The organism is Mycobacterium sp. SVM_VP21, from assembly GCA_024758765.1.
Taxonomy (GTDB): domain Bacteria; phylum Actinomycetota; class Actinomycetes; order Mycobacteriales; family Mycobacteriaceae; genus Mycobacterium; species Mycobacterium heraklionense_C.
Genome location: CP101406.1, coordinates 4,055,128 through 4,078,491, shown reverse-complemented (window position 1 = coordinate 4,078,491; position 23,364 = coordinate 4,055,128). Strand labels below are relative to the sequence as shown.

Here is a 23,364-nt window from a genome sequence, read left to right as displayed (position 1 = left end):
TCACCTCTCCTTCGTCGAGGTTCGCTAACCACCGGGCTCAAGCGGCGGTCCAGCCTCACCTCTCCTTCGTCGAGGTTCGCTAACCACCGGGCTCAAGCGGCGGTCCAGCCTCACCTCTCCTTCGTCGAGGTTCGCTAACCACCGGGCCCAAGCGGCGGTCCAGCCTCACCTCTCCTTCGTCGAGGTTCGCTAACCACCGGGCCCAAGCGGCGGTCCAGCCTCCCCTCTCCTTCGTCGAGGTTCGCTAACCACCGGGCTCAAGCGGCGGTCCAGCCTCACCTCTCCTTCGTCGAGGTTCGCTAACCACCGGGTGATTCGCTACCGTTCGCCTCATGCATAACCACCCTGTGCAGGCCCGCATCGCCACCGGCGTTGTGGAGGGATTCGTCCGCGACGGGGTGCGCAGATGGCGATCCATCCCCTTTGCCCGACCACCGGTGGGTCCGCTGCGGTTCCGGGCTCCCCAGCCGGCCGAATCGTGGTCGGGGGTGCGCCATTGCCACGGATTCACCAATTGCGCGCCGCAGGAACGGCTCTACACCGTCCTGGGCCCCGGCCGGTTTCAGCCGACCAGCGAGGACTGCCTGACGCTCAACGTGGTGGCCCCGGAGGACACCGACGCGGGCCCGCTGCCGGTCATGGTGTTCATCCACGGTGGCGGCTACATCATGGGCAGCTCGGCCACCCCCATCTATGACGGCGCGGCGCTGGCCAGGCGCGGCTGTGTGTACGTCTCGGTCAACTACCGGCTGGGTGCGCTGGGGTGTCTGGACCTGTCGTCGCTGTCGACGTCCGACGTCACCCTGGACAGCAACCTGTACCTGCGCGACCTGGTGCTCGCCCTGCGCTGGGTCCAGGAGAACGTCGCGACGTTCGGTGGCGACCCCGACAACGTCACCATCTTCGGGGAAAGCGCGGGCGCGCACGCGGTGGCCACCCTGTTGGCGGTGCCCGCCGCGCAAGGCCTGTTCACCCGTGCGATCGCCGAAAGCCCGGCCGCCGGGCTGGTGCGCAACACCGACATTGCCGCGGCATTCGCCGAGCGATTCGCTGCGTTGCTCGGGGTGCGGCCGTCCGACGGCGCCCAGACACTGCTGCGCGTGACGCCGTCGGAGCTGCTGGCCGCCCAGGACCGATTGATCGCCGACGGCAACCGGGACATGCTGGGCGCGTTCCCGATCGGCCCGGTCTGCGGCGACGATGTGCTGCCGGTGGATCCGGTTGAGGCGATGCGGCAGGGTTCCGCGCACCGTGTTCCGCTGATCGTGGGCAGCAACGCCGATGAGGGGCGCCTGTTCACCCGGTTCTTGCGGATGTTGCCGGTCGACGAGCCGATGGTCGAGGCGGTACTGGCCGGCACCGACGCGGGAGTGCGTGACCGCATCATCGCCGCCTATCCGGACTACCCGAAGCGGGCGGCCTGCGTCCGGCTCGGCGGTGATTTCGCCTTCAATGCTGCGGTGTGGCAGATCGCCGATGCCCATGGGGCCCATGCGCCCACCTACGTCTACCGCTACGACTACGCGCCGCGGATGCTGCGCTGGTCGGGCATGGGTGCCACGCACGCGACCGAGTTGTTCGCCGTGTTCGATGTGTACCGCAGTGGCGGGTTTGGTCGGCTGTTGACCGCCGGCGCGGACCGCCGGACGGCGTTGCAGGTCAGCAAGCAGGTGCAGCGCCGGTGGGGAGCGTTCAGCCGGGCGGGGGCGCCGGGCGAGAACTGGCCGGCCTACACCGCCGACGAGCGTGCCGTCATGGTGTTCGACCGCAAGACCCGCTTGGAATACGACCCGGCCCCCGAGCGACGCAAGGCCTGGCAAGGCTTTTCGCTGGCCCACTAGCCTTCCGAGCGCCCACCAACTCCCGCGAGCAGACGCAAAGTTGCCCTAAAAGTGCCAAAAAGGGGCAACTTTGCGTCTGCTCGCGAGGGGAACGCCAGCCGAACTAGGTCCGGGTCACCCGGGTGCCGCCGGCCAACTCGTCGTGCTTGCCTTGCTTGGTCGGGCTGCCGCTGATCGTCACGGCGATCACGACGTAGGCCACGAAGGCCAGCAGCCCACCGAGGTAGGGGACCATGGCCAGCAGAGTGAACGAATTACGAATGGCCGACTCCGAAGCCGTCGGCTTCGACACCCCATCTGGCCCGTGCACCGCCAGGCCCAGCAGCCGCTTGCCCGGGGTGGCGCCCTGCGTCACCTCGAACAGCACGAAGTAGCCGAAGGTCAGCGCCCCGGAGAACAGGCCGGTCACCAGAAACGGGTAATCGTCGGAGAACAAGAACACCGACAGGAAGAACGACACGATACCGACCAGCACTCCGTCGAGCGCGCGGGCCCAAAAGCGCCTGCCCAGCCCGCCCGGTTGCTGACCCCATCCGGGCTGCGGCCCCCAACCCTGCGGCGGTGGATAGCCGCCGGGCTGACCGTATCCGGGGCCGTAGCCGGGGCCGTTCGGGCCGAAATCGCCGGTTGTCATCAGATTTGCTCCTGACCACGTTGGATGTCCGCCAATGTACCGTGACGATCAGGGACGGAAGCGGTTTCCGCGGAGGGCGAAACGGCGCACTGATGTACCAGATCGCGATGGTGCTCATCGTCGCGTCGCATCTTGCGTTCGTCGGCTACGTCGTGGTCGGCGGCTTTCTCGCCGTGCGGTGGCCACGCACCCTGTGGCTGCACGGCGTGGCGACATTCTGGGCGGTGCTGATCGTGGTCGCACATCTGGATTGCCCGCTGACCTGGCTGGAGCGCCGGGCGCGCGCCGCCGCCGGAATGGCCGCGCTGCCGCCGGACGGATTCATCGCCCACTATCTGACCGGTGTGCTGTACCCGACCGCGTGGACCACCGCAGTCGAGGTCGCGGTGCTGGTGACGGTGCTCGGCTCCTGGGCGCTGTGTGGCCGAGAAGCGCTGCGGCGCCGACGATACTGTGGACGCATGCGGGCGCTGGTGATCGTCGATGTGCAGAACGATTTCTGCGATGGGGGAGCGATCCCGGTGACCGGCGCTGCCACCGTCGCACAGCAGATCAGCCGTTACGTGGACAGCCCGGACGGCAAGGCCCGCTACGCGCACGTGGTGGCCACTCAGGACTGGCACATCGACCCCGGCGCGCATTTCGCCGAGGACCCGAACTACCAGACGTCCTGGCCGCCGCACTGCGTCGCGGGAAGTCCCGGGGCGCAATTTCATCCGGAATTGAGCACCGAGCGGATCGAAGCGGTCTTCAAAAAGGGCGCCTACAGCGCGGGATACAGCGGCTTCGAGGGGGTCGATGACCAGGGCACGTCACTGGCCGAGTGGCTGAACCAACACGAAGTGGGCAACGTCGACGTGGTCGGCGTCGCCACCGAGCACTGCGTGAGCGCTACCGCCAAAGATGCTGTGCGCAAAGGGTTTTCCACCACCGTGCTGTCGCCCCTGACCGCGGGCACCTCGGCCGAATCGACGGCCGCCGCGCTGGCGGCGATGCGCAACGACGGTGTCACTGTGATGGAGGCGATCTGATGACCAACGCTAAGGCCGCCGAGCTGCTGGACGCCGTCGAGCAGTCACCGGCTGCGGCAGCCGCCCACGATAGGGCCGGCTGGGCAGGGCTGTTCAGCGCCGACGGCCGGGTGGAGGATCCGGTGGGTTCACGCCCGCACGTCGGTCCCGACCAGATCGGGCGGTTCTACGACACGTTCATCGGTCCGCGCGATATCACCTTTCATCGCGATCTGGACATTGTGCGCGGGACGACGGTCGTACGGGATCTGCAGCTCGAAGTCGCGATGGGGCCGTCGGTCACCATGCACATGCCGGCGATCCTGCGCTATGACCTGCAGGGGTCCTCGGGCGATTGGGAGCTGCAGCGGCTGCGCGCCTACTGGGAGCTGCCAGCCATGGTGGGCCAGTTCCTCGGTAACGGTATCGCCGCGCTGCCCGCCGGGATCGGGCTGTCACGATCGCTGCTGCGCAATCAGCGGCTGGCCGGCACCGCCGGGTTCGTCGCGGGGTTCCGCCGACCGGGCAGCAAGGGCAAGAAGTCGGTGCAAACATTCCTGGAGGCGGTCGCGGCCGGCAACACTGCTACTGCCAGGGGCCTGCTATCACCTAGTGCCACAGTCACTTACGGCGATGAAACCGCCGTGGACCTTGCCGAGCTCGGTGCCCAGCTGGACGGCGCGGGCCTGACGAAGATGTTGGCCGCCGGCAGCACCGTCGCGGTGTCAACCACCTCCGCGCAGCGACGCGCCGTGCTCTTCTTCGACGTGGCCGGCCGTGGGGCGCCGATCACGACAATCCGGTATTTCCCAGGAGCCTGATTAGGCACCACCGCGGCGATAAACTCACCTACGTGCCGAGCTTTCGAATTGCCGAAGTCGCCGAGCTCCTCGGGGTCAGCGACGACACCGTCCGCCGGTGGATCGACTCCGGTCGCCTGTCGCTGACGACGGGCAGCGGGCCCCGCATGGTCGACGGTGCCGAGCTGGCACGGTTCGCCCAGGAGCGCGCCGCCGTCGAACCGGTGTCACGCAATCCGGTGGTGGGCCAGTCGGCACGCAACCGGATGGTCGGGCTGGTCACCAAGGTCACCCGGGACACGGTGATGGCGCAGGTCGAGGTTCAGGCCGGACCGTTCCGGTTGGTCTCGTTGGTCAGCAGGGAGGCCGCCGACGAACTGCAGCTGCAGCCCGGCAGCCTGGTCGTCGCCTCGGTCAAGGCCACCAACGTCGTCGTCGAGCTGCCACGACGTACCGGTGCGGCCACCCACACCGACCCGGCCGCCGAATTCGGCTAGTTCACGCCAGCAGGATCGCCAGCGACGCCGTCGATAGCAGCAGATAGGCGGCCGGGAATCCGATGTTGGACAGCACCCCGGCCCGCACGTGGGTCACCACGGCCCCGATGAAGTACGCGACCAGGCCGGCAGCGGCGGCGACGCCGAGCAGCGGGACTCCGGCCAGACCGACGAGAAGGCCGGCGCCGCCGGCCAATTTCAGCCCGCCCAACAGCGGCAACCAGGACCGCGGCACGCCCACCCGCGCGGAATTGGCCAGGACGAATTGCGCCGGAATGAAGTCGGGTACGGCGATGGCGATGGTGGTGACCGCGGTAACCACGACGGTCACCAGATAGATCGTCTGTACGCTCATGGTGTTGCTCTTCCTGTCGTCTGTGGATGTGGCTCTATCCCTGTGACGACCCCTGAACGGGAAAGGTGACCCATGGGCAACACCGACGTTTTGGCCCAACGGTTCGAGGACAACCGCCGACATCTGCATTCGGTGGCGTTTCATCTGCTCGGCTCGACGGCAGACGCCGACGACGCTGTCCAAACCGCCTGGCTGAAGGCCAGCAGTGCCGATTTCGCCGCGGTGGACAATCTGCCCGGATGGCTCACCACCATCACCGCACGCACCGCCATAGACCAGTTGCGGGCACGCTCGCGCCGCATCGAGCAATCTCTCTCGGAGACGCCCGAGTTGGACAGCTCCCCAGCCCTGGCCGCACCGGCCGCCGACGAACAGGCGTTGCGCTCCGAGGCGGTCAGCCGCGCGCTGCTGGTAGTGCTGGATCGGTTGTCGCCGGCGCAGCGAGTCGCCTTCGTGCTGCACGACGTGTTCGACGTGCCGTTCGAGCAGATCGGCGACGTGCTGGACCGCTCGCAGGACGCGGCCAAGAAGTTGGCCAGCCGCGCCCGGGTCCGACTGCAGGCCGCGTCGGCCGAGCAGCCGCGACACCGCGCCGAGCATCTCGAGATCGTGAGCGCTTTCCTGGCCGCTTCGCGCGGCGGCGACATCCCCACCCTGCTGGAGTTGTTGGCGCCCGACGTGGTGCGCCGCGTGGATCCGGTGCTGATACCTGCCGGGGTGCCCACCGAGATGCGCGGCGCCGAGGATGTCGCGACCGAGACGCGGCGCTTCACCTGGCGTGCACGGGCCGGTGCCGTGCTGCTCATCGACGGCACACCGGGCATCGCGATCGCGCCCGGCGGTCGCCTGCTGGCGCTGTTGCGCATCGGAATCGCCGACGATGGGCGCATCCACACCATTGACATCGCAGGTGATCCCGTGCGGTTGCGCACGGCAACGCTGCAACTCCCATAGACCTGATCCGCTGCAAGAACACGTGACGGCCGCCCATGGCGGCGGGTTCTGCTTTGATGGGTCACGCGAACCGATGTGTGAGGGGGCGTCCATGCCAGACGAAACGACCGCCGCAGGGCAGGCCACAGCGGCGGGGGAGAGTACGGCGGCAGCGCCGTCACCGCCCGCGGTGACGGCCCGCGGCATCACCATGACCGGGCCGTGGGGACGAGTCTTCGGACCGCTTGATTTGGACATCCCGGCCGGCGGTACCACCGTGCTGGTCGGAACTCCGGGGTCGGGTCGCACCGCCTTGATGATGAACCTGGCCGGACGGATGAAGCCGTCGTCGGGCACGCTCACCGTGCTCGGGCGCAACAAAGCCCGCGACATCTTCGGCGTCGCTGCCCTAGCGGGGATCGAACAGCTCGACGCGATTTTCGAGTCGGTGACGGTCGCGGACCTGATCACTGAACAGATCCGCTGGGATGCACCCTGGTACCAGTTGGTCCGCCGGGCCGGTGACGCCGAGCGCGACGCGATCTGTGGCCCGGTCTTCGGCGACCTGCCGGTACCCCAACTGCACGATTACGTCGAGCATCTCGATGAAATGACCGGGCTGTTGCTGCGCATCGCACTGGCCAACACCGCACGTCCACCGCTGCTGGTGGTGGGCAGCATCGATGAGATCAAGAACAGCCGCGACCGCGCCATCTTGCTTACCCGGCTGGTGGCGCTGGGGGAGAAGCAGACCGTGATCACCTCGTCGGCCAATCCGATTCCCGACGGGTTCGGGCTCGCCGGGCAGATCACCGTCGACCGGCTGGAGCGCGCCGAGCTCGTTCCCGGCCGACACGAGAAGGGGAACCGCTGACCATGCTCGCCGGAATGTCGTTGGGAACCGACCTCAAACGCTATTCGCGTGGCACCATGCCGCGGCTGGCCCTGATCACCATCATCGTGCTGCCTTTGCTGTACGGCGCGATGTATCTGTGGGCGTTCTGGAATCCTTTCGCCGCCATCGACAAGATCCCGGTCGCCCTGGTCAATGAGGACACCGGTGCCGTGGTGTCCGGCGAGCAGTTGCACGCCGGCGATGAAGTGACCCGGGCGCTGATCGACTCCAAGCAGCTTGATCTGCACCAGGTGTCGGAAAGCGAAGCCGTCAAAGGTGTTTCCGATGGAACCTATTACTTCTCGATCACCCTGCCGTCCGACTTCAGCGCGGCGGTGGTGTCCCCGGCGGGCCCGCATCCGCAAAAAGCACAGATCCAGTTCCGGTTCAACGACGCCAACAACTACCTGGCCTCGGTCATGGGGCAGAACGCCGCCCGCGAGGTGCTCAACGAAGTGAGCTCCAAGGTCGGCCAACAGGTGATCGGCACCGCACTGACCCAGGTGACCGACGAGGTCAAGAAGGCGGCGGATGGAGCCAGCCAGCTCTCGGACGGCTCAAAAACGTTGGCCGACAACATGGGCACCGCCCGGGACGGCTCGACGGCGCTCGCCGACGGAATCCGGCAGCTGAACCACGGTGTCCAACAGGCGACCGATCCACTGCTCAAGGTGACCGATGACCTCGCCAACATGGGCTTCGACCCGAACGCCGCCGGTGCGGCCGCCGCGAGCCTCAGCGGCAATCTCAAGACGGTCAGTGACCGGATCGCATCGCTCAACGTCAACTACCAACAGGCCGCCGGGATCGTCAACCAGGTGGTAGACGCCCTGCGCGGCAACCCCGACCCGGCGGTACGCGGGCTCGGCGACACCCTCGCCGGCGCCCAGCGGCTGCTCGACGTTGAGGGGCTGGACCCGGCCACCGACGAGGGCCTGACCCAACTGCGCACCGACACCCAACAGTTGGAGAACGATCTGGCCAATCCCAACAGCGGGCTGCGCACCTTCATGACCCACGCCCTCGACGGCGGTCTCCGGTCGGATGTGGTCGCGCTGCGCGACGGCGCCACCGCGCTGGTAGCCGGGGCGAACCAGCTGAGTGACGGCCTGGTCCAACTGGCCGACGGCAGCAATCAGCTCAAGAACGGGGCCGCCCAGCTGGCCACGGGATTGGGCGAGGCGGACCAGCGCGCATCGACAATCACCGACCAGCAACGTGTGGACGTCTCGGCAATCCTGGCCAGCCCGGTCGGGGTGGACATGGACTTCACCCATCACGCCGCCACCTTCGGCACCGGGTTCGCCCCGTTCTTCTTGCCGCTGGCGCTGTTCATCGGCTCGCTCATCGTGTGGATGTTGTTGACCCCGCTGCAGACTCGCGCCATCGTCAACGGCCTGGGCGCGTTGCGGGTGGTCCTCGCCTCGTACTGGCCGGCCCTGCTGTTGGGGGTGTGCCAAGTCTTGCTCATGTACACGGTGGTGCACTTCGGGGTGGGGCTGGAGGCGCGCCATGCCGCGGGCATGGTCGCCTTCCTGGCGTTGATCGCCGCGTCATTCTTGGCGATGATCCAGGCGTTCAACGCCGTGCTCGGAGTGGCCGTGGGCCGGGTGTTTACCCTGGCCTTCCTGATGTTCCAGCTGGTGTCGTCGGGAGGGGTGTATCCGGTGGAGACGACGGCGAAACCGTTCCAGATATTGCACCCCTACGACCCGATGACCTACGCCGTCAACGGGTTACGCCAGCTGACCGTCGGTGGTATCGACGAGCGGCTGTGGACGTCGGTGGCCGTGTTGGCCGGGATCCTGGTGGTGTCACTTGTTGCCAGCTCCTGGGCTGCGCGCCGAGATCGTCAGTTCACCCTCGAACGCCTCTACCCGCCGATCGAAGTCTGACGGTTTCGCGGGTGCTGGCCTCCGGTCCACGACCGCTTACGCGCCGCAGCGTGCTGCGCGGCGCCGGAGCGGTCGGGGCCGCAGCACTGTTACCCGCGATGTCGTCCTGCGGCAGCGACGACGACGCACTGACCTTCTTCTTCGCAGCCAATCCCGAAGAAGCCGACGCCCGGATGCGGATCGTCAACGCGTTCCAGCGCGAACACCCCGGCATTCGGGTGCGCACGATTCTGGCCGGCGGCGACCCGACCCAGCAGATGTCGACGTTCTGCGCCGGCGGGAAATGCCCGGATGTGCTGATGGCGTGGGAGTTCAACTACGCCGGACTTGCCGATCGCGGTGTGCTGTTGGACCTCAACACCCTGCTGGATCGGGATCGGCAGTTCGCGGCGACGTTACGCGCCGACAGCATTCCTGCGCTCTACGAGACGTTCGGCTTCAACGGCGGCCAGTACGCGTTCCCGGAGCAGTGGTCGGGTGCGTTCCTGTTCTATAACACCAAGATCTTCGCCGAAGCCGGTGTGCCGCCACCACCGGGCCGCTGGGATACGCCTTGGACGTTCGACGAGTTCCTGGCCACGGCCGCCGCACTCACCCGGCGGACCGGCAACGGCCGAGTCATCCAATGGGGCTTCGTCGACACCTGGTCGCCGCCGTACTCTGCAGCGCTGTTCGGCATGAACAACGGGGTGCCGTGGGCGGTGCCGCGAGTCAACCCGACCCACCTGAACTTCGACGACGACGATTTTCTGGCCGGGATCCAGTTCTACGCGGATCTGTCGAACGTGCATCGCGTGGCGCCCGCAGCCGCAGACACCCAGTCGATCTCCACGATGGGCCTGTTCACCGCGGGCAACGCGGCGATGGCACTCGGCGGGCACTGGCGCTACCAAACCTTCGTCCAAGCCGACGATCTGGAATTCGACGTGGCGGTGCTGCCGACCGGACCGGCCGCCGCAGCCAAGGGCATGGCGGCTCAATCCGCCATCGGCAGCACCGGTCTGGCCATCGCCGCAGACAGTCGCCACCGGGAACAGGCCTGGGAATTCCTCAAATTCGCGGCGGGTCCGGTAGGACAGTCGCTGATCGGGGAGTCCGGCCTGTTCGTACCGGTGCTGCGCTCGGCGATCGATACACCCGGATTCACCGCCGCCCACACCAGGATCCGTAACCTTGCGGTGCTGACCGGCGGCCCGGCGCACTCCGAAGGGCTGCCGATCTCCCCGGACTGGCAGAAGGTCCACGCCCTGATGGACCGCGCCATCGGGCCGGTACTGCGCGGCAAGCGGCCCGCGGCAACACTGAAGACCGGTCTGACACCGCAGATCGACGAAGTTTTGGCCACCGCATGAATCCCACCCGCAGACGAGCACGCGCAGGCCGCTGGTTCATCGCCCCGAACCTGGCGGCGGTCGCGGTGTTCATGGCGTTCCCACTCGCCTTCTCGCTCTACATGAGTTTCCAGCGGTGGGATCTGTTCTCCTCGCCGTCATTCGTCGGCGCCACGAACTATCGCGACCTGTTCACCGGTGATCCGCTGTTCGGCATCGCGGTCCGCAACACGACGGTGTTCACCCTGGGCACCGTGGTCCCGACGGTGCTGATCAGTCTGGCCGTAGCGGGATTGCTGAACCGGAAAATCAAGGGAATCGGCCTGTTTCGGGCGATTGCCTTTCTGCCGTTGGCGGTGTCCTCGGTGGTGATCGCGGTGGTGTGGCAGTTCGTGTTCAACACCGACAGCGGCCTGCTCAACATCATGCTCGGCTGGTTCGGCATCGCACCGGTACCGTGGCTCACCGAACCGCACTGGGCGATGGCCTCGTTATGTCTGGTCAGCGTGTGGAAGAGCGTGCCGTTTGCGACGGTGATCCTGCTCGCGGCCATGCAGAGCGTGCCCGACTCCCTGCACGAGGCAGCCCGCATCGACGGCGCCGGCGAGGTGCGGCGCTTCGTGTCCATCACGGTGCCGATGATCCGCGGCGCCGTGTGGTTTGTGGTGGTGATCTCGGTGATCAATGCGTTCCAGGCATTCGATCTGGTGTATGTGCTCACCGGCAGCAGCGGCGGGCCCGAGACTGGTACTTACGTGTTGGCCATCATGTTGTTCCAGCAGGCCTTTGCCTTCTTGGACTTCGGGTATGCGTCCGCGCTGGCCTGGGTGATGTTCGCCGTGCTGCTGGTCCTGACGGTCATCCAACTGCGCTTGTCACGCAGGAACGCGGTGGATCAGTGACCGGCCCGCCGACCCGGCATCGCATTGCCGGGCTGCTGGGCACCTATGCGGGATTGGGCGCCGTCACCGCCTGCGCATTGTTCCCGATTCTGTGGGCGCTGTCGGGGTCACTGAAGCGCCAAGCCGAGATCAGCCAACCGATGTTGTTGCCGGCCCATCCGCAATGGTCGAACTACGTCGAAGTCTTCGCCCGAATGCCGTTCTGGCGGATGCTGTTCAACACCATTCTCTACGCCGGCTGCGTGACGGCCGGACAGGTGTTCTTCTGTTCGCTGGCCGGGTATGCCTTTGCCCGATTGCCGTTCACCGGTCGAGACACGCTGTTCGTGGTCTATCTGGCCACGCTGATGGTGCCGTTGACGGTCACGGTGATTCCGCAGTTCATCTTGATGCGGGTATTCGGCTGGACCGACACCATGTGGGCGATGATCATCCCCGGCCTGTTCGGCAGCGCGTTCGGCACCTATTTGATGCGACAGTTCTTCGCCACCCTGCCCACCGATCTGGAGGAAGCCGCGATCTTAGACGGGTGCTCACCGTGGGCGATCTATTGGCGGATCCTGTTGCCGCACGCCAAACCCGCGGTGATGGTGCTGGCGGTGCTGACCTGGATCAACGTCTGGAACGACTTTCTGTGGCCGCTGCTGATGATTCAGCGCAAGGGCATCGCCACCCTGACCCTCGGATTGGTGTGGATGCAAGGGGAGTACGTCGCCGAATGGCCGGTGCTAATGGCCGCCTCCATGCTCATGTTGGCCCCGCTGGTGGTCATCTACGCGATCGCCCAGCGGGCGTTCGTCAGCGGGATCGCGGCCACGGGCTTCGGTGGCCGGTAGTCAGGAGAACACAGTGGCTTCAGTGACCTTCGACTCGGTGACCCGGCACTATCCGGGTGCCGATCGCCCCGCCCTGGACGCCTTCGACCTCGCGATCGAAGACGGTGAGTTCATGGTGCTGGTCGGGCCGTCGGGTTGCGGCAAGACGACGACGCTGCGGATGCTGGCCGGCCTGGAGCCTGTTGACGCCGGTCAGATCTACATCGGCGATCACGACGTCACCGCAACCGATCCCGGCCATCGCGACATCGCCATGGTGTTCCAGAACTACGCCCTGTATCCGCACATGACCGCGGCGCAGAACATGGGTTTCGCCCTGAAGGTGGCCAAGATCCCTAAGGCCGAGATCCGCGCCCGGGTGATTGAAGCGGCCCAGCTGCTGGGCCTGGCCGAGCTCTTGGAGCGCAAGCCCAAGGACCTCTCCGGCGGCGAACGCCAACGCGTCGCGATGGGCCGCGCGATCGTGCGTCGTCCGCAGGTCTTCTTGATGGACGAGCCACTGTCGAACCTCGACGCCATGCTGCGGGTGCAGACCCGTAACCAGATCGCCGAACTGCAACGGCGGCTGGGGATCACCACCGTCTATGTCACCCACGATCAGGTGGAGGCTATGACGATGGGCGATCGCGTCGCGGTATTACGCGACGGGGTGCTGCAGCAATGCGCCCCACCGCGCGAGCTCTACCGCACGCCCGCCAACGTGTTCGTCGCCGGTTTTATCGGATCGCCGGCGATGAACCTGTTCACTATGTCCGTCGTCGACGGCGCGGTGTCGCTGGGCGGCCATCACATCAGCATCCCGACGGAAATATCCGCTGCGGCAACGCAGCTGGTTGTCGGCATTCGGCCCGAGCACCTGCAGATCGCCGATCGCGGGATCGGTGTCGAGGTGGACTTCGTCGAGGAACTGGGCGCCGACACCTACCTGTATGGCGGGACGGATGACCCGCAGAACCCGCAGTCAGTAGTCGCCCGGGTTCCCGGTAACACCGAGGTGCACCGCGGCGCCCGGTTGTCGCTGGGCTTCGACGTGACTGCTTTGCACTTCTTCGGCTCCGACGGCGGCCGGCTCGGCTGAATTACCGCCCGTCAGCTTGGCGCTCCGCCCAGGCCCCAGGGTGACCGCCAGGTGGTGCAGCATCAGGACGAACACAACGCTCCAGGCGGCCAGCGCAATCCAGCTCTCGACCGAACCGATGAAATAGACGATCGGCAGCTGGTCGGCCTGGCCCAGGTAGTGACTGCCCACCCCATACATGCCCAGCGGGAAGATCACACTCCACCAGGGCGCTTCGTAGCGCAGTGGAACACGATGCACGACATGGCGCCACACTCCGGCCGCGATCATCGGCGGGATCAGCCAGGTGCCAAACGCCCAGAACATCACCGACGTTCCGGCGATGAGACCGCGAGTGGCGTGCACCATCGGCGCTTCGGCCATCTCGACGATGTGCGCACCGGCCAGCACGGTGATCGCGGTGGCTCCCATCGCCACCCAGTACTGCGGAACGAGGTCTTCGGGGAGCAGCGGGTAAAGCAACAGCCGCAGCGCCACAAAGATTCCGGCGGCACCGTAGAGGAACACTCCGATTGACCAGGAAACCACCGCGAGCAGCGCCAGGCTTTGGCGCCACGGCTGGGACACCTCCACCTCGAGCACTGCGGCCAACACCGCAATGGACTGGCTGGCCACCACCCAGATGAACCACGTGCCGTTGGCCCGGCGCACCACCGGCCGCTCCGAGGTCCCCAGCACCGCGGTCCACGGAATCAGATAACCCAGCACCAGCCAGGTCAGCGTGCTGACCGCCAGCAGGCCCACCGCGACAGTGCTGTGCCCGTCGATGACCAGCCGCGCTCCCAGCACATTGGTGGCCGAGACGAACGTAAAGAAGCCGAAGGCGCGGCCGGAATCGTAGAGATCGGCCAGGAATTCGCGCCGAAAGGCGATCACGCGCACCGTCGATACCACGATCAACACCAGGTACGAGATCACCGTTACCCACAGCAGCAGCACCGAAACCCACTGGGAGTTCTGGTGGTACATCGCGGTCGACACCATGCCACTGGCCATCACCAGCGCGAAGTAGCCCGGGTTGAGCGTGCGGATCGCCGCACGGGTCCCGGTCGCCGGGACCGTCGCCCCCGTTTGGATGCCCATCAGTCGAGCAATTGGCGCAGTACGTATTGCATGATGCCGCCGTGGCGGTAGTAGTCGGCCTCGCCGGGAGTGTCGATGCGCACCGTGGCATCGAATTCGATGTCACCGGCTTTCACCTGCACGGTGTCGGGAATGCTGTCGCTCAGTGCGGTCACCCCGGTGATGTCGAATGTCTCTTCACCGGTCAGGCCCAGCGATTCGGCGTCGGCGCCGTCGGGGAACTGCAGCGGAAGCACCCCCATCCCGATCAGGTTGGACCGGTGAATGCGCTCGTAGGACACCGCCAACACCGCCCGCACACCGAGCAGGACGGTGCCCTTGGCGGCCCAGTCGCGCGAGGAGCCGGATCCGTATTCCTTGCCGGCCAGGATCACCAGGGGAGTGCCGGCGGCGAGGTAGTTCACCGACGCGTCGTAGATGGTGTTGACCGGACCGTCCGGCTGGGTGAAGTCGCGGGTGAAGCCGCCCTCGGTGTCCGGTGCCAATTGGTTGCGCAATCGTACGTTGGCGAAGGTACCGCGGATCATCACCTCGTGGTTGCCGCGTCGCGAGCCATAGGAGTTGAAGTCCGTGCGCTCGATTCCGTGCTCGGACAGGTATTTTCCCGCGGGTGAGTCGTATCGGATGGACCCGGCCGGGCTGATGTGGTCGGTGGTGACCGAGTCGCCGAGCTTGGCCAGCACCCGGGCGCCGGCGATGTCGGTCAGCGGCGCCGGATCGCGGGTCATGCCGTCGAAGTACGGCGGCTGGCGCACGTAGGTGGAAGCCGGTGCCCAGGAGAAGGTGTCGGTGTCGGGAACGTCCAGGGAACGCCAACGGTCGTCGCCGGTGAAGACGTCGGCGTAGCTGGTGGTGAACATCTCGGCCTGCAAGTTGTCGTCGACCACGGCGGCGATCTCGTCGGTGGTGGGCCAGATGTCGCGCAGATACACCGGTTCGCCGTCGCTGCCGGTGCCCAGCGGATCGGTGAGCAGGTTGACGCGCAGCGTGCCGGCCAGCGCGTAGGCGACCACCAGCGGCGGGGAGGCTAAGAAATTCATTCGGACTTCGGGGTGGATACGGCCCTCGAAGTTGCGGTTGCCTGACAGCACCGAGCACACGGTCAGATCGTTGTCGATGACGGCCTTGCTCACCTCGGGGATCAGCGGTCCCGAGTTGCCGATGCAGGTGGTGCAGCCGTAGCCGACCAGGTTGAAGCCCAGTTTGTCCAGGTAGGGCGTCAGGCCCGCCCGCTCGTAGTAGTCGGTAACCACTCGCGATCCGGGCGCCAGGGTGGTCTTTACCCACGGCTTGCGCGACAAACCCTTGTCGACGGCGTTGCGGGCCAGCAGTGCCGCGCCGACCATCACCGAGGGGTTGGAGGTGTTGGTGCACGAGGTGATCGCGGCGATCACCACGTCGCCGTTGTCGATCTCGGTGCGGGTGCCGTCGGCGAGTTCGATCGGCTTGGCATCGGTCCGCCAGGGGAGCTTGTCGCCGCCGGCCCACTGTTCCCGGGGCTTGCCTTCGGATTGGGATTCGCCGAACGCGATCGGGTCGCTGGCCGGGAACGAAGCCGCCGACGCCTTGTCCAGATCCGACAGGGCCTGAGCGGTGGTCTCGGCGCCGTCGAGCAGCGCAGCGACGGTGTGCGGGGCCAACCGCAGCGGGATGCGGTCCTGCGGCCGCTTGGGGCCGGCGATCGACGGCTCAACACTGCTCAGATCCAATTCCAGCGTTTGCGAATAGACCGGTTCCCGATCCGGGTCGTGCCACATGCTCTGCTCTTTGGCGTAGGCCTCCACCAGCTTGATCTGATGCTCGGAGCGGCCGGTCAGGCGCAGATAGTCGCAGGTGACGCGGTCGATCGGGAAAATGGCGCAGGTGGCCCCGTACTCCGGGCTCATGTTGCCGATCGTGGCGCGATTCGCCAGTGGCACATTGGCTACGCCAGGGCCGAAGAACTCGACGAACTTGCCGACCACCCCGGTGGCGCGCAGCAGCTCGGCGACCGTGAGGACCAGGTCGGTGGCGGTGGTGCCGGGTGGGAGTTCGCCGGTCAGCTTCAGGCCGACCACCGGAGGGATCAGCATGCTCATCGGTTGACCGAGCATGGCCGCCTCGGCTTCGATCCCACCGACGCCCCAGCCCAGGACGCCGAGTCCGTTGACCATCGGGGTGTGCGAGTCGGTGCCGACGAGGGTGTCGGGGTAGGCCAGCGGTCCCTCGGTGCTGGCGCGGGTGAACACCACCCGCGCCAGGTACTCCAGGTTCACCTGGTGGCAGATGCCGGTGTCGGGCGGGACCACGGAGAAGTCATCGAATGCCTGCTGGCCCCAGCGCAGCAGCTGATAGCGCTCCGCATTGCGCTCGAACTCCAGCTCGGCGTTGACCGCGAACGCGTCGGTGCGGCCGAAGACATCGGCGATCACCGAGTGGTCGATCACCAGCTCGGTGGGGCACAGCGGGTTGATGCGAGTGGTCTTGCCGCCCAGCTCGGCGATCGCATCGCGCATCGCGACCAGATCGACCACACACGGCACTCCGGTGAAGTCCTGCATCAACACCCGCGCCGGCGTATAGGCGATTTCCCGGCCGTGCGCGGCGCTCGGGTCCCAGGCCACCATCGCGTCGATCTGCTCGGCGGTCACCAGCCGGCCGTCTTCGTTGCGCAGCAGGTTCTCCAGCAGAACCTTGAGACTGTAGGGAAGTCGCGCCGAGCCATCGACGCGATCGAGTCGTCGAATCTGATACGTGGTGTCGTCGACGCTCAGCTGGCCCCGGGTTCCGAAGCTGTCGAGGTTTCTGTCTGCGGCCATTGCGGGCCCTCCCACCGGTCGGATCGGTTATCACCGACCCTAGGTCCGCTTTACCGACGGGACCAGGGGGAGAAGGCCCTCAATCAGCCTTGCTGGGCCGCGCGCTCCAGCACCGGCCGCTTGTCCGGGCAGTAGGTGTTGACCGAGGCGCCGAGGAACTGCCAGGCCTGCGCCTGGTTGGTGCCCTTCTGCAGGTTGGGGGTGATGAAGCGGACCGACTTGGCTGCGTCGCCGTCAACGCCCTTGTCCAACCGCTCGCAGACGATCTTGCCCAGCCAGGCGTTGTAGTCCCGCGGGCCGTAGATGCCATAGGTGTGCAGTTCTCGGGCGAAATCGGTGTCGGGGTCGGCGTGAGCGGGTGCTGCCAGGGTCACGGCCAAGCCCAAGACCGCTGCGGCGAGGGTCGTCGATTTCATGAGATGCAGTGTAGACCCATCTGCTTAGGTGGTCTTCCTTTGCAGGCAGGGGAGGCCGGCGCGAGGCCGCGCTCACCTGCGCGAATCGCACGCAATGTGGCGCCCGTCGCCCATTCAGATGTGACGAGCAAGACAATAAGGAATTTATGAGGTTTATAAATTTGTGACTATTAGCCAAATTTCTCGTATTGTGTCTCCCCGTGGGCCGACACGAGTTAGCCAGCCAGCGCAAACGATCATCGGTATTGATGGCGGCAGTCCTCGCACCAGCTGCATTGTTCTTTGCTGTGGGAGGTAGCGCCAATCCTGCGGTGCCGAAAGAATCCATTGCCGTGGTTGCTGAAGACAATTCACCAGGCGGTTTGCAGCTGGTAGCCGCACCCGCAGCGACGCCCGAAACGGGACCACCCGCGCGGTTCGCCGTTGCCTCACGAACGCGCACCGTGCCGCGGTTCCTGCCCGCGGGAGTCGCCCCGGAGCGGGGCCTGCAGGTCCGCACGATCCAGGCCGCTCGCAGCATCAGCGACGCCTTTCCCCAGATCATGCAGATCGGTGGCGTACGGGCCGACGCGCTGCGCTGGCACCCCAACGGGTTGGCGCTCGACGTGATGGTCCCCAACCCGGGCAGCGCCGAAGGAATCGCGCTCGGCGATTCGATCGTGGCCTACGTGATGGAGAACGCCGGCCGGTTCGGCCTGCAGGACGCCATCTGGCGCGGTGTCTACTACACACCCGGCGGCGGGGCCCAGCGCGGCGGCTACGGCCACTACGACCACGTCCATGTCACCACCACCGGCGGCGGGTACCCCAGCGGCAGCGAGGTTTACCTGCGCTGACGACCGATCTGACGGTCAGCATCGCGGACGGCGTCGCGCTGCTCACGCTGAATCGGCCACAGTCCCGCAACGCCTACACCGCGGCAATGGGGCAGCTGCTGAGCCAGGCTTACCGCGACTGCGACGCTGACGACGCGGTTCGCGCGATCGTTCTGACCGGTGCCGGCGACGCCTTCTGCGCCGGAGCCAACCTGTCATCGCCGACAAGTCCCTTCGAGGCACCCGAGGATGAGGACGCGTTCACCGCCTCGCCGATAAGCCCGGCGGCATTTGAGTTGAACACTCCCGTTATCGCCGCGGTCAATGGTCACGCAATCGGGATCGGGCTGACCATCGCTTTGCAGGCTGATATCCGGATCATGGCCGCTGACGCGAAATACGCTGTGCCGCAGGTCCGCCGAGGCGTCGTTCCGGACTGCATGGCGCATTGGACGCTGCCCCGACTGGCGGGCACCGCCGTCGCCGCCGACGTGCTGCTGACCGGGCGCACCTTCGACGGGCACGAGGCCGCCCAGATGGGCGTCGCCAACCGCTGCCTGCCGGCCGGGGACGTCCTCGACCATGCGCTGACGATCGCCCGTGACATTGCCATCAATGTGGCACCCACGTCGGCGGCGCTGAGCAAGCGGTTGCTGTGGGACACGGTGATCAACGGCTATGCCCCGCGGCAGGTCGCTGAGCTGGAAACCCAACTCCATCACCAGGTGATGGGGACCCCTGATGCGCGCGAAGGCGTCGAGGCGTATCTCCAACGACGCGTACCCCGCTGGAGCGCAACGCCTTAGCGCACGTCGACCCCGACGCCCAGCGGCCGGTCGACGTAGCACCGGCCGGTGGTGCTGGGCGGCGCAGAATTGTAGACCGCGTCAGGCAGCCCCAGGAGCCGTGAGCGCGGCGGCCAGCATCGTCGCGGTCAGCCGGACCATCGCGTCACGATCCGCGGTCGCGGGCCGCTGCAATGCGATGCGCAGGCAGGCGCTGGACGTCACGCCCATGGTCACAAACACCAAATCGTCCAACTCCGCGGGCGACAGGTCCGGGCGGGACTTGCTCGGGATCACGCTGCCCAGCGGCAGCAGGCTGCGTTCGATCTCGTCCATCGCGGTGTGGTTGAGGTAGGGCGGCAGGTCGAAAGATGAGGATGTCAGCGCGGCCAACAGGATCGGGGCGTGCTGCTCATAGGCCGTCGTTAGAGTGTCGACGACCAGCAACGCGGCCTGGTCGACCTCGAGGTCGATGGCCTGTCCGACGCTGCGGACCAGTTGGAAGGAGATGTCGCGGGTTGCGGCGTCCACCAACTCGGCGATGATGGCGGCGCGGTCCGGAAAGTACCGGTAGACAGTGCCAATACTCACGTGCGCGGTGTCGGCGATGGTCTGCGTAGTCAGCGCTTCCGCGCCGCGGCGCGCGATCAGCTGGCGAGCGGTGTCAAGCAGCCGGCTGCGCATCTCGCGGGCTCGCTGCTGCTGCGGCCGCGAACGTGCCTGGACGGGCATTTCGCCTCCGCATCAAAAGTGAGTAGTAAGTGAGAGATTCTCATGTTTCCATATTTGTATGGCAAATGTGCCCCATACCCCCAACGCCGACCTCGCCGTCGCGCGGTACGGCCAGGCCGGCCGCGACTGGATCGACGGAACGCGGATCACCGATCCGCTGGCCGACGCCGTGGTCGCTGATTTCGCCACACTGCCTCGCGGCGCGGGGATGGTCATGCTGCGGACCGCGATCCAGCACGGCATCGACGCTGTGGAGTCGCCGCCGGAGTCGCTGCGGGCGTTGTTCGCCGAGATCGACCACGAACCCGACTGGCTCGACCACGACCGCCTAGATCGCGCTGCGGGTCATATCGTGCGGCACACCGCGTCCTACGGCATCGTCTTGGGTGCGGCCTCGTTGACGGCCGGAGCCATGAATTCCGTCGCCGGGATGCCGCTGGTGCTCACGGGTCGCTACACCAGCCAGGCGGCCGTGCGGTCGATCGAGGTCGGCGCATGGTTGGAGGCGATCCTCACTCCCGGTGGGCTGCGTCGCGACGGCGCCGGCCTGGCGACGACGTTACGGGTCCGAATGATTCATGCGTTCGTGCGGCGCCATCTGCTGACCGAGGGCGACTGGGACAGTGATGCATGGGGCGCACCCATTCCGCAGAGCTACATGGCGTTCACCATCGTCGAGTTCGGTCAGATCGCCCTGGCGGCAATGCACCAACTGGGGGTTCGCTATACCCAGGACGAACTCGACGACATCTACCATTTCTGGCGCTACGTCGGTCTGCTCAACGGCGTTTCGGACGAACTGAATCCGGCCACCGAGGCCGATCAGGTCCGTATCGCGGAGTTGTATGCACTGACCGCGGTGGAACCCGACGACGGAGACCGTGACTTCGTCCGCGCATTGACGCACGACTATCTGGCGCGCGAGATTGCCGAGTTGCTGCCCGTCGGTGGATCGTGGAAGCACCGCGTGGGCCTGAACATTATCAACGGCATGACTCGGGCATTTCTGGGCGATGCCAATGCCAGCCGTCTGGGCGTGGCCGACACGCCGTTCAAATACCTGCCGCGGGTGCTCGGCCCGGTTGTCGGCGGGGTCAACGAAGTACTCGCGCGCATTCCCGGGGTCAACAAACTGCGGACTCGACGCGCTCTGGCCAACTACCCGAGGCTGATGGCCGAACAACGGCAGCGCTACGGGGTGCACCACGAGCTGGTCGATGCCGCGCCAGATAGTCGCGGCCATCCTGCGGCGGTGCGCTCCGCGTAGGGGATGTGCGACCGGCAATGGCCGCCGTCGGCCGATAGCTTTCTCGGGCATGCCTTTCACCGGGTGATTGTGGAATCGCCCCAGTGGGTAGTCGTCCCATGATCACGTCCAGCTTCGAGTGGACGCTTCTGATGGGAGGATTCGATGAATGTGTTCGTTCGCCGTATAGCGTGCGCGGTCGCGATTGCGTTGACGCCCATGTCATTCGTGGTCGCAGTGTCACCTGGTGTGGCCATGGCCCAGCCCCCGGACTGCGGTCCGGGCAACTGGTGGAACCCGGGAGACAACGCGTGTCAGCCCACCGCACCGCCGAATTGCGGCCCGGGCAACTGGTGGAATCCGGCAGTCAATGCGTGCCAGCCGGTAGCGCCGCCCCCGCCACGTTAGCGGCAGGAGCTCGGCCATGGCGGTCATCCGACTGCGGGAACGGTCGCCATGGCTGCAGATCCGAGTCCGCAGGTCTAGCCGACTTTCGCCTCCCGGCTATGTACGTCGCGGGCTAGACGACGGTCGCGTTGCTCCTCGAACCGGATCACATGGCGCTCAAGACTTTCGAGGTACGTTGCAAGCTTTTCCCGGCGCTGTTCGCCGCGAGGAGTGAAATCATCGCGCTCGAAGATCCGCCACTTGCGCAGGTTCGGCCGCACGACTTCGTCCAGATGCTGCCGCGGGTCGTAGATCCCGTGTTTAGCCATCAGCACCCCGTTACGGCGAAAATTCGGCATGCCCTGACCGGGCATCCGGAAGTTCTCCACGACGTCGGCGACCGCCTCCAGCGCCTGGTCAGGCACCAGGTCCAATGCCGCATCGCACACGTTGCGGTAAAAGATCATGTGCAGGTTCTCATCGGCTGCAACGCGCTGCAGCATCCGGTCGGCAACGGGGTCATTGCACACCTTGCCGGTGTTGCGGTGGCTGACACGAGTGGCGAGTTCCTGGAACGTCACATAGGCGACCGACAGCAGAAAGTCGGTCTTGTGTCGCGCCTCCTCCTCAGCCGTGGCCCCGAATCCGTTGGTCACGTGCTGCATTCGTGCCTGTTCCAGCGCCACCGGGTCGACCCCTCGGGTAACCAGGAGGTAGTCGCGGATCACGATGCCATGGCGGTTTTCCTCGGCGGTCCATCGGCCCACCCACGCCGCCCAGGCACCGTCATGGGAAAAGTACTTGGCCGCCTGACGGTGATAGGACGGCAAATTGTCCTCGGTAAGCAGGTTGGTGATCATCGCCGCCTTCGCGACGTCGCTGAGTTGCGACTGCTCCGGTGACCAGTCGAGGCCGCCCATCCGCGCAAAATCACGGCCACGGTCCCAGGGCACGTAGTCATGGGGATTCCACGCGGGCGCGACCAACTCATGCCGATTCACATTGGTTGCCGCAACGGGCTCCAACTCGCGAAGTATCTCCAGATCGGTCAACTGCCTCGACATCGCATCCCCCTCTACGGCTCTCGGGATGGCCCCCCAGCCCGACGAACCATACACTGCCTGGACACTGCAGGTCGATGTCGACAGGCCAGTTGAGCGAACTCACAGGCAGATCATCAGTGGGACACACACTTCCACCAATACGTCACGTGATGTTGTCGTGATGTTGCCCATAGGGGAGGAGCCGCAATGTCATTCGGCGACGTCGGCAACTAGGAGTCGGTATCCAAGGTCAAGTTGTGTCGATCGGAGGAGTTCGGCGTGTCGCCGCTGCCAGGAGCCAGTTGCGACATCAGCGCGCAGGCGAGATAGGCCTTCCTGTAGTTGACTTTTCGGCGTCAGCGCAAACAACGACATTCCGTTCTGAACAGCAACGTCGAGGTATAACTCCGGGCGGCACCAATAGGCCCCTCCGAAACCATCCCGACAGTCGCGCGGGACGGGTACCGGAACGACTGAGACTCGTTCCCCACCAAGGAGTTCGATCAACATGTCCATCGGGACAGCCAGCCGGGCATCGGTCGCCGCGGCAGCCGGAAGATACTCGCGCAACAGCCAGAACTGACCAAAAATGGCATGATCCCACGTGAATACGACTATGCGTCGGCGTGCGATACGAGTCATTTCCGCCAAGCCGGCCGCGAGGTCAGTCCAGTGATGAACCGTCAGCAGAGCCATCGCGGCATCGACGGCGCCCGTCCGGATTGGTAGATTTTCAGCGGCTGCCTGAACCGCCGGAGGTCCCGCCGAGGACCGTTGGTTGATCATCACCCGGCTGGGTTCGACGGCCACCACGGTGGACGCGGTCTCGTAGGAACCTGTCCCGGCACCGATGTTCGCCACCGATGCAGCGCCACGCAAGGCCTCGTCGATGGCTGCGGCGATACGGGGATCGGGAACGCGGGTCACCGAGTAGGCCGCTCCAGTGCGGTCGTAGGTGCTCATGCCATACCCAACTCGTCAACGTCGGTAGGCTAATCAGAGTAGGCCAGCGCGTGCCAGAACGCCCCTCAGTCTGGCCATGGTTGTTGATT

The 23,364-nt window shown here is 66.1% G+C and carries 22 protein-coding genes and 1 pseudogene; 15 read left to right on the top strand and 8 right to left on the bottom strand.

Annotated features, from left to right (window positions below; all coding sequences use genetic code 11):
- Positions 1–332: 332 nt before the first annotated feature.
- Positions 333–1,841: a carboxylesterase/lipase family protein gene (locus NM962_19125; protein UVO11994.1), complete on the top strand. Its 1,509-nt coding sequence runs from the start codon at positions 333–335 to the stop codon at positions 1,839–1,841.
- 103 nt (positions 1,842–1,944) lie between these two features.
- Here NM962_19125 and NM962_19120 read toward each other — a convergent pair whose 3' ends face one another.
- Positions 1,945–2,475 (bottom strand): RDD family protein, encoded by a 531-nt coding sequence (locus NM962_19120; GenBank protein ID UVO11993.1) that lies wholly within the window; start codon positions 2,473–2,475, stop codon positions 1,945–1,947.
- 107 nt (positions 2,476–2,582) lie between these two features.
- Between NM962_19120 and NM962_19115 the strand changes: the two are divergent.
- The 4 genes and pseudogenes from NM962_19115 (at position 2,583) to NM962_19100 (ending at position 4,782) form a co-directional block, all read left to right on the top strand.
- Positions 2,583–2,834, top strand: a pseudogene (locus NM962_19115) (DUF2784 domain-containing protein).
- A gap of 102 nt (positions 2,835–2,936) precedes the next feature.
- A complete protein-coding gene (locus tag NM962_19110) occupies positions 2,937–3,506 on the top strand; it encodes an isochorismatase family protein (protein UVO14833.1) in 570 nt (189 codons plus the stop codon).
- Positions 3,506–4,306, top strand: a complete 801-nt coding sequence (locus NM962_19105) for a ketosteroid isomerase family protein (GenBank protein ID UVO11992.1) — start codon at positions 3,506–3,508, stop codon at positions 4,304–4,306. Before NM962_19110 ends, NM962_19105 begins: the two co-directional genes overlap by 1 nt.
- Before the next feature lie 32 nt (positions 4,307–4,338).
- Positions 4,339–4,782, top strand: coding sequence for a helix-turn-helix transcriptional regulator (locus NM962_19100; GenBank protein ID UVO11991.1), 444 nt, complete (start codon positions 4,339–4,341; stop codon positions 4,780–4,782).
- A gap of 1 nt (position 4,783) precedes the next feature.
- Here NM962_19100 and NM962_19095 read toward each other — a convergent pair whose 3' ends face one another.
- Positions 4,784–5,137 carry a DoxX family protein gene (locus tag NM962_19095; GenBank protein UVO11990.1) on the bottom strand — a complete coding sequence of 118 codons (354 nt, stop codon included), beginning with the start codon at positions 5,135–5,137 and terminating at the stop codon, positions 4,784–4,786.
- A gap of 72 nt (positions 5,138–5,209) precedes the next feature.
- Between NM962_19095 and NM962_19090 the strand changes: the two genes are divergently transcribed.
- The 7 genes from NM962_19090 (at position 5,210) to NM962_19060 (ending at position 13,007) form a co-directional block, all read left to right on the top strand.
- Positions 5,210–6,091 (top strand): sigma-70 family RNA polymerase sigma factor, encoded by an 882-nt coding sequence (locus NM962_19090; protein ID UVO11989.1) that lies wholly within the window; start codon positions 5,210–5,212, stop codon positions 6,089–6,091.
- A gap of 190 nt (positions 6,092–6,281) precedes the next feature.
- The gene (locus NM962_19085) at positions 6,282–6,944 is read left to right on the top strand and encodes an ATP-binding cassette domain-containing protein (GenBank protein ID UVO14832.1); all 663 of its coding nucleotides are present in this window, start codon (positions 6,282–6,284) and stop codon (positions 6,942–6,944) included.
- Between the two features lie 2 nt (positions 6,945–6,946).
- Positions 6,947–8,860, top strand: a complete 1,914-nt coding sequence (locus NM962_19080; GenBank protein ID UVO11988.1) for a YhgE/Pip domain-containing protein — start codon at positions 6,947–6,949, stop codon at positions 8,858–8,860.
- Between the two features lie 14 nt (positions 8,861–8,874).
- Positions 8,875–10,212, top strand: coding sequence for a sugar ABC transporter substrate-binding protein (locus NM962_19075; protein ID UVO14831.1), 1,338 nt, complete (start codon positions 8,875–8,877; stop codon positions 10,210–10,212).
- Complete coding sequence (locus NM962_19070) at positions 10,209–11,093, top strand: sugar ABC transporter permease (GenBank protein ID UVO11987.1); 885 nt, start codon at positions 10,209–10,211, stop codon at positions 11,091–11,093. Before NM962_19075 ends, NM962_19070 begins: the two co-directional genes overlap by 4 nt.
- Positions 11,090–11,929, top strand: a complete 840-nt coding sequence (locus NM962_19065; GenBank protein ID UVO11986.1) for a carbohydrate ABC transporter permease — start codon at positions 11,090–11,092, stop codon at positions 11,927–11,929. Before NM962_19070 ends, NM962_19065 begins: the two co-directional genes overlap by 4 nt.
- 13 nt (positions 11,930–11,942) lie before the next feature.
- Positions 11,943–13,007: an ABC transporter ATP-binding protein gene (locus NM962_19060; GenBank protein UVO11985.1), complete on the top strand. Its 1,065-nt coding sequence runs from the start codon at positions 11,943–11,945 to the stop codon at positions 13,005–13,007.
- Here the strand turns inward: NM962_19060 and NM962_19055 are convergent.
- The 3 genes from NM962_19055 to NM962_19045 all read right to left on the bottom strand — a co-directional run bounded on the left by NM962_19055 (position 12,891) and on the right by NM962_19045 (position 17,304).
- Positions 12,891–14,090 carry a tellurite resistance/C4-dicarboxylate transporter family protein gene (locus NM962_19055; GenBank protein ID UVO11984.1) on the bottom strand — a complete coding sequence of 400 codons (1,200 nt, stop codon included), beginning with the start codon at positions 14,088–14,090 and terminating at the stop codon, positions 12,891–12,893. The two genes, NM962_19060 and NM962_19055, sit on opposite strands and share 117 nt — an antisense overlap.
- On the bottom strand, positions 14,090–16,888 hold the full coding sequence (gene acnA / locus NM962_19050; protein UVO11983.1) for an aconitate hydratase AcnA: 2,799 nt from the start codon (positions 16,886–16,888) through the stop codon (positions 14,090–14,092). Before acnA ends, NM962_19055 begins: the two co-directional genes overlap by 1 nt.
- Before the next feature lie 83 nt (positions 16,889–16,971).
- On the bottom strand, positions 16,972–17,304 hold the full coding sequence (locus NM962_19045; protein ID UVO11982.1) for a DUF732 domain-containing protein: 333 nt from the start codon (positions 17,302–17,304) through the stop codon (positions 16,972–16,974).
- Between the two features lie 200 nt (positions 17,305–17,504).
- On the opposite strand from NM962_19045, the gene NM962_19040 reads away from it, so the two are divergent.
- Positions 17,505–18,140, top strand: a complete 636-nt coding sequence (locus NM962_19040; protein UVO11981.1) for a hypothetical protein — start codon at positions 17,505–17,507, stop codon at positions 18,138–18,140.
- A complete protein-coding gene (locus NM962_19035; GenBank protein ID UVO14830.1) occupies positions 18,137–18,925 on the top strand; it encodes an enoyl-CoA hydratase-related protein in 789 nt (262 codons plus the stop codon). Before NM962_19040 ends, NM962_19035 begins: the two co-directional genes overlap by 4 nt.
- Before the next feature lie 81 nt (positions 18,926–19,006).
- Here NM962_19035 and NM962_19030 read toward each other — a convergent pair whose 3' ends face one another.
- Positions 19,007–19,636: a TetR/AcrR family transcriptional regulator gene (locus NM962_19030; protein UVO11980.1), complete on the bottom strand. Its 630-nt coding sequence runs from the start codon at positions 19,634–19,636 to the stop codon at positions 19,007–19,009.
- 58 nt (positions 19,637–19,694) lie between these two features.
- Here NM962_19030 and NM962_19025 point away from each other — a divergent pair, with 58 nt between their 5' ends.
- On the top strand, positions 19,695–20,903 hold the full coding sequence (locus NM962_19025) for a DUF2236 domain-containing protein (protein ID UVO11979.1): 1,209 nt from the start codon (positions 19,695–19,697) through the stop codon (positions 20,901–20,903).
- 461 nt (positions 20,904–21,364) lie between these two features.
- Here NM962_19025 and NM962_19020 read toward each other — a convergent pair whose 3' ends face one another.
- Together NM962_19020 and NM962_19015 are read right to left on the bottom strand one after the other, a co-directional pair.
- Complete coding sequence (locus NM962_19020; protein ID UVO11978.1) at positions 21,365–22,333, bottom strand: acyl-ACP desaturase; 969 nt, start codon at positions 22,331–22,333, stop codon at positions 21,365–21,367.
- A gap of 189 nt (positions 22,334–22,522) precedes the next feature.
- Positions 22,523–23,275, bottom strand: coding sequence for a class I SAM-dependent methyltransferase (locus tag NM962_19015; protein ID UVO11977.1), 753 nt, complete (start codon positions 23,273–23,275; stop codon positions 22,523–22,525).
- Positions 23,276–23,364: the final 89 nt, after the last annotated feature.

Coding starts and splice junctions, on each gene's coding strand:
- NM962_19125 (UVO11994.1), top strand. CDS start 333: ATGCATAACCACCCTGTGCAGGCCCGCATCGCCACCGGCGTTGTGGAG.
- NM962_19120 (UVO11993.1), bottom strand. CDS start 2,475: ATGACAACCGGCGATTTCGGCCCGAACGGCCCCGGCTACGGCCCCGGA.
- NM962_19110 (UVO14833.1), top strand. CDS start 2,937: ATGCGGGCGCTGGTGATCGTCGATGTGCAGAACGATTTCTGCGATGGG.
- NM962_19105 (UVO11992.1), top strand. CDS start 3,506: ATGACCAACGCTAAGGCCGCCGAGCTGCTGGACGCCGTCGAGCAGTCA.
- NM962_19095 (UVO11990.1), bottom strand. CDS start 5,137: ATGAGCGTACAGACGATCTATCTGGTGACCGTCGTGGTTACCGCGGTC.
- NM962_19090 (UVO11989.1), top strand. CDS start 5,210: ATGGGCAACACCGACGTTTTGGCCCAACGGTTCGAGGACAACCGCCGA.
- NM962_19085 (UVO14832.1), top strand. CDS start 6,282: ATGACCGGGCCGTGGGGACGAGTCTTCGGACCGCTTGATTTGGACATC.
- NM962_19080 (UVO11988.1), top strand. CDS start 6,947: ATGCTCGCCGGAATGTCGTTGGGAACCGACCTCAAACGCTATTCGCGT.
- NM962_19070 (UVO11987.1), top strand. CDS start 10,209: ATGAATCCCACCCGCAGACGAGCACGCGCAGGCCGCTGGTTCATCGCC.
- NM962_19055 (UVO11984.1), bottom strand. CDS start 14,090: ATGGGCATCCAAACGGGGGCGACGGTCCCGGCGACCGGGACCCGTGCG.
- acnA (UVO11983.1), bottom strand. CDS start 16,888: ATGGCCGCAGACAGAAACCTCGACAGCTTCGGAACCCGGGGCCAGCTG.
- NM962_19045 (UVO11982.1), bottom strand. CDS start 17,304: ATGAAATCGACGACCCTCGCCGCAGCGGTCTTGGGCTTGGCCGTGACC.
- NM962_19030 (UVO11980.1), bottom strand. CDS start 19,636: ATGCCCGTCCAGGCACGTTCGCGGCCGCAGCAGCAGCGAGCCCGCGAG.
- NM962_19025 (UVO11979.1), top strand. CDS start 19,695: ATGGCAAATGTGCCCCATACCCCCAACGCCGACCTCGCCGTCGCGCGG.
- NM962_19020 (UVO11978.1), bottom strand. CDS start 22,333: ATGTCGAGGCAGTTGACCGATCTGGAGATACTTCGCGAGTTGGAGCCC.
- NM962_19015 (UVO11977.1), bottom strand. CDS start 23,275: ATGAGCACCTACGACCGCACTGGAGCGGCCTACTCGGTGACCCGCGTT.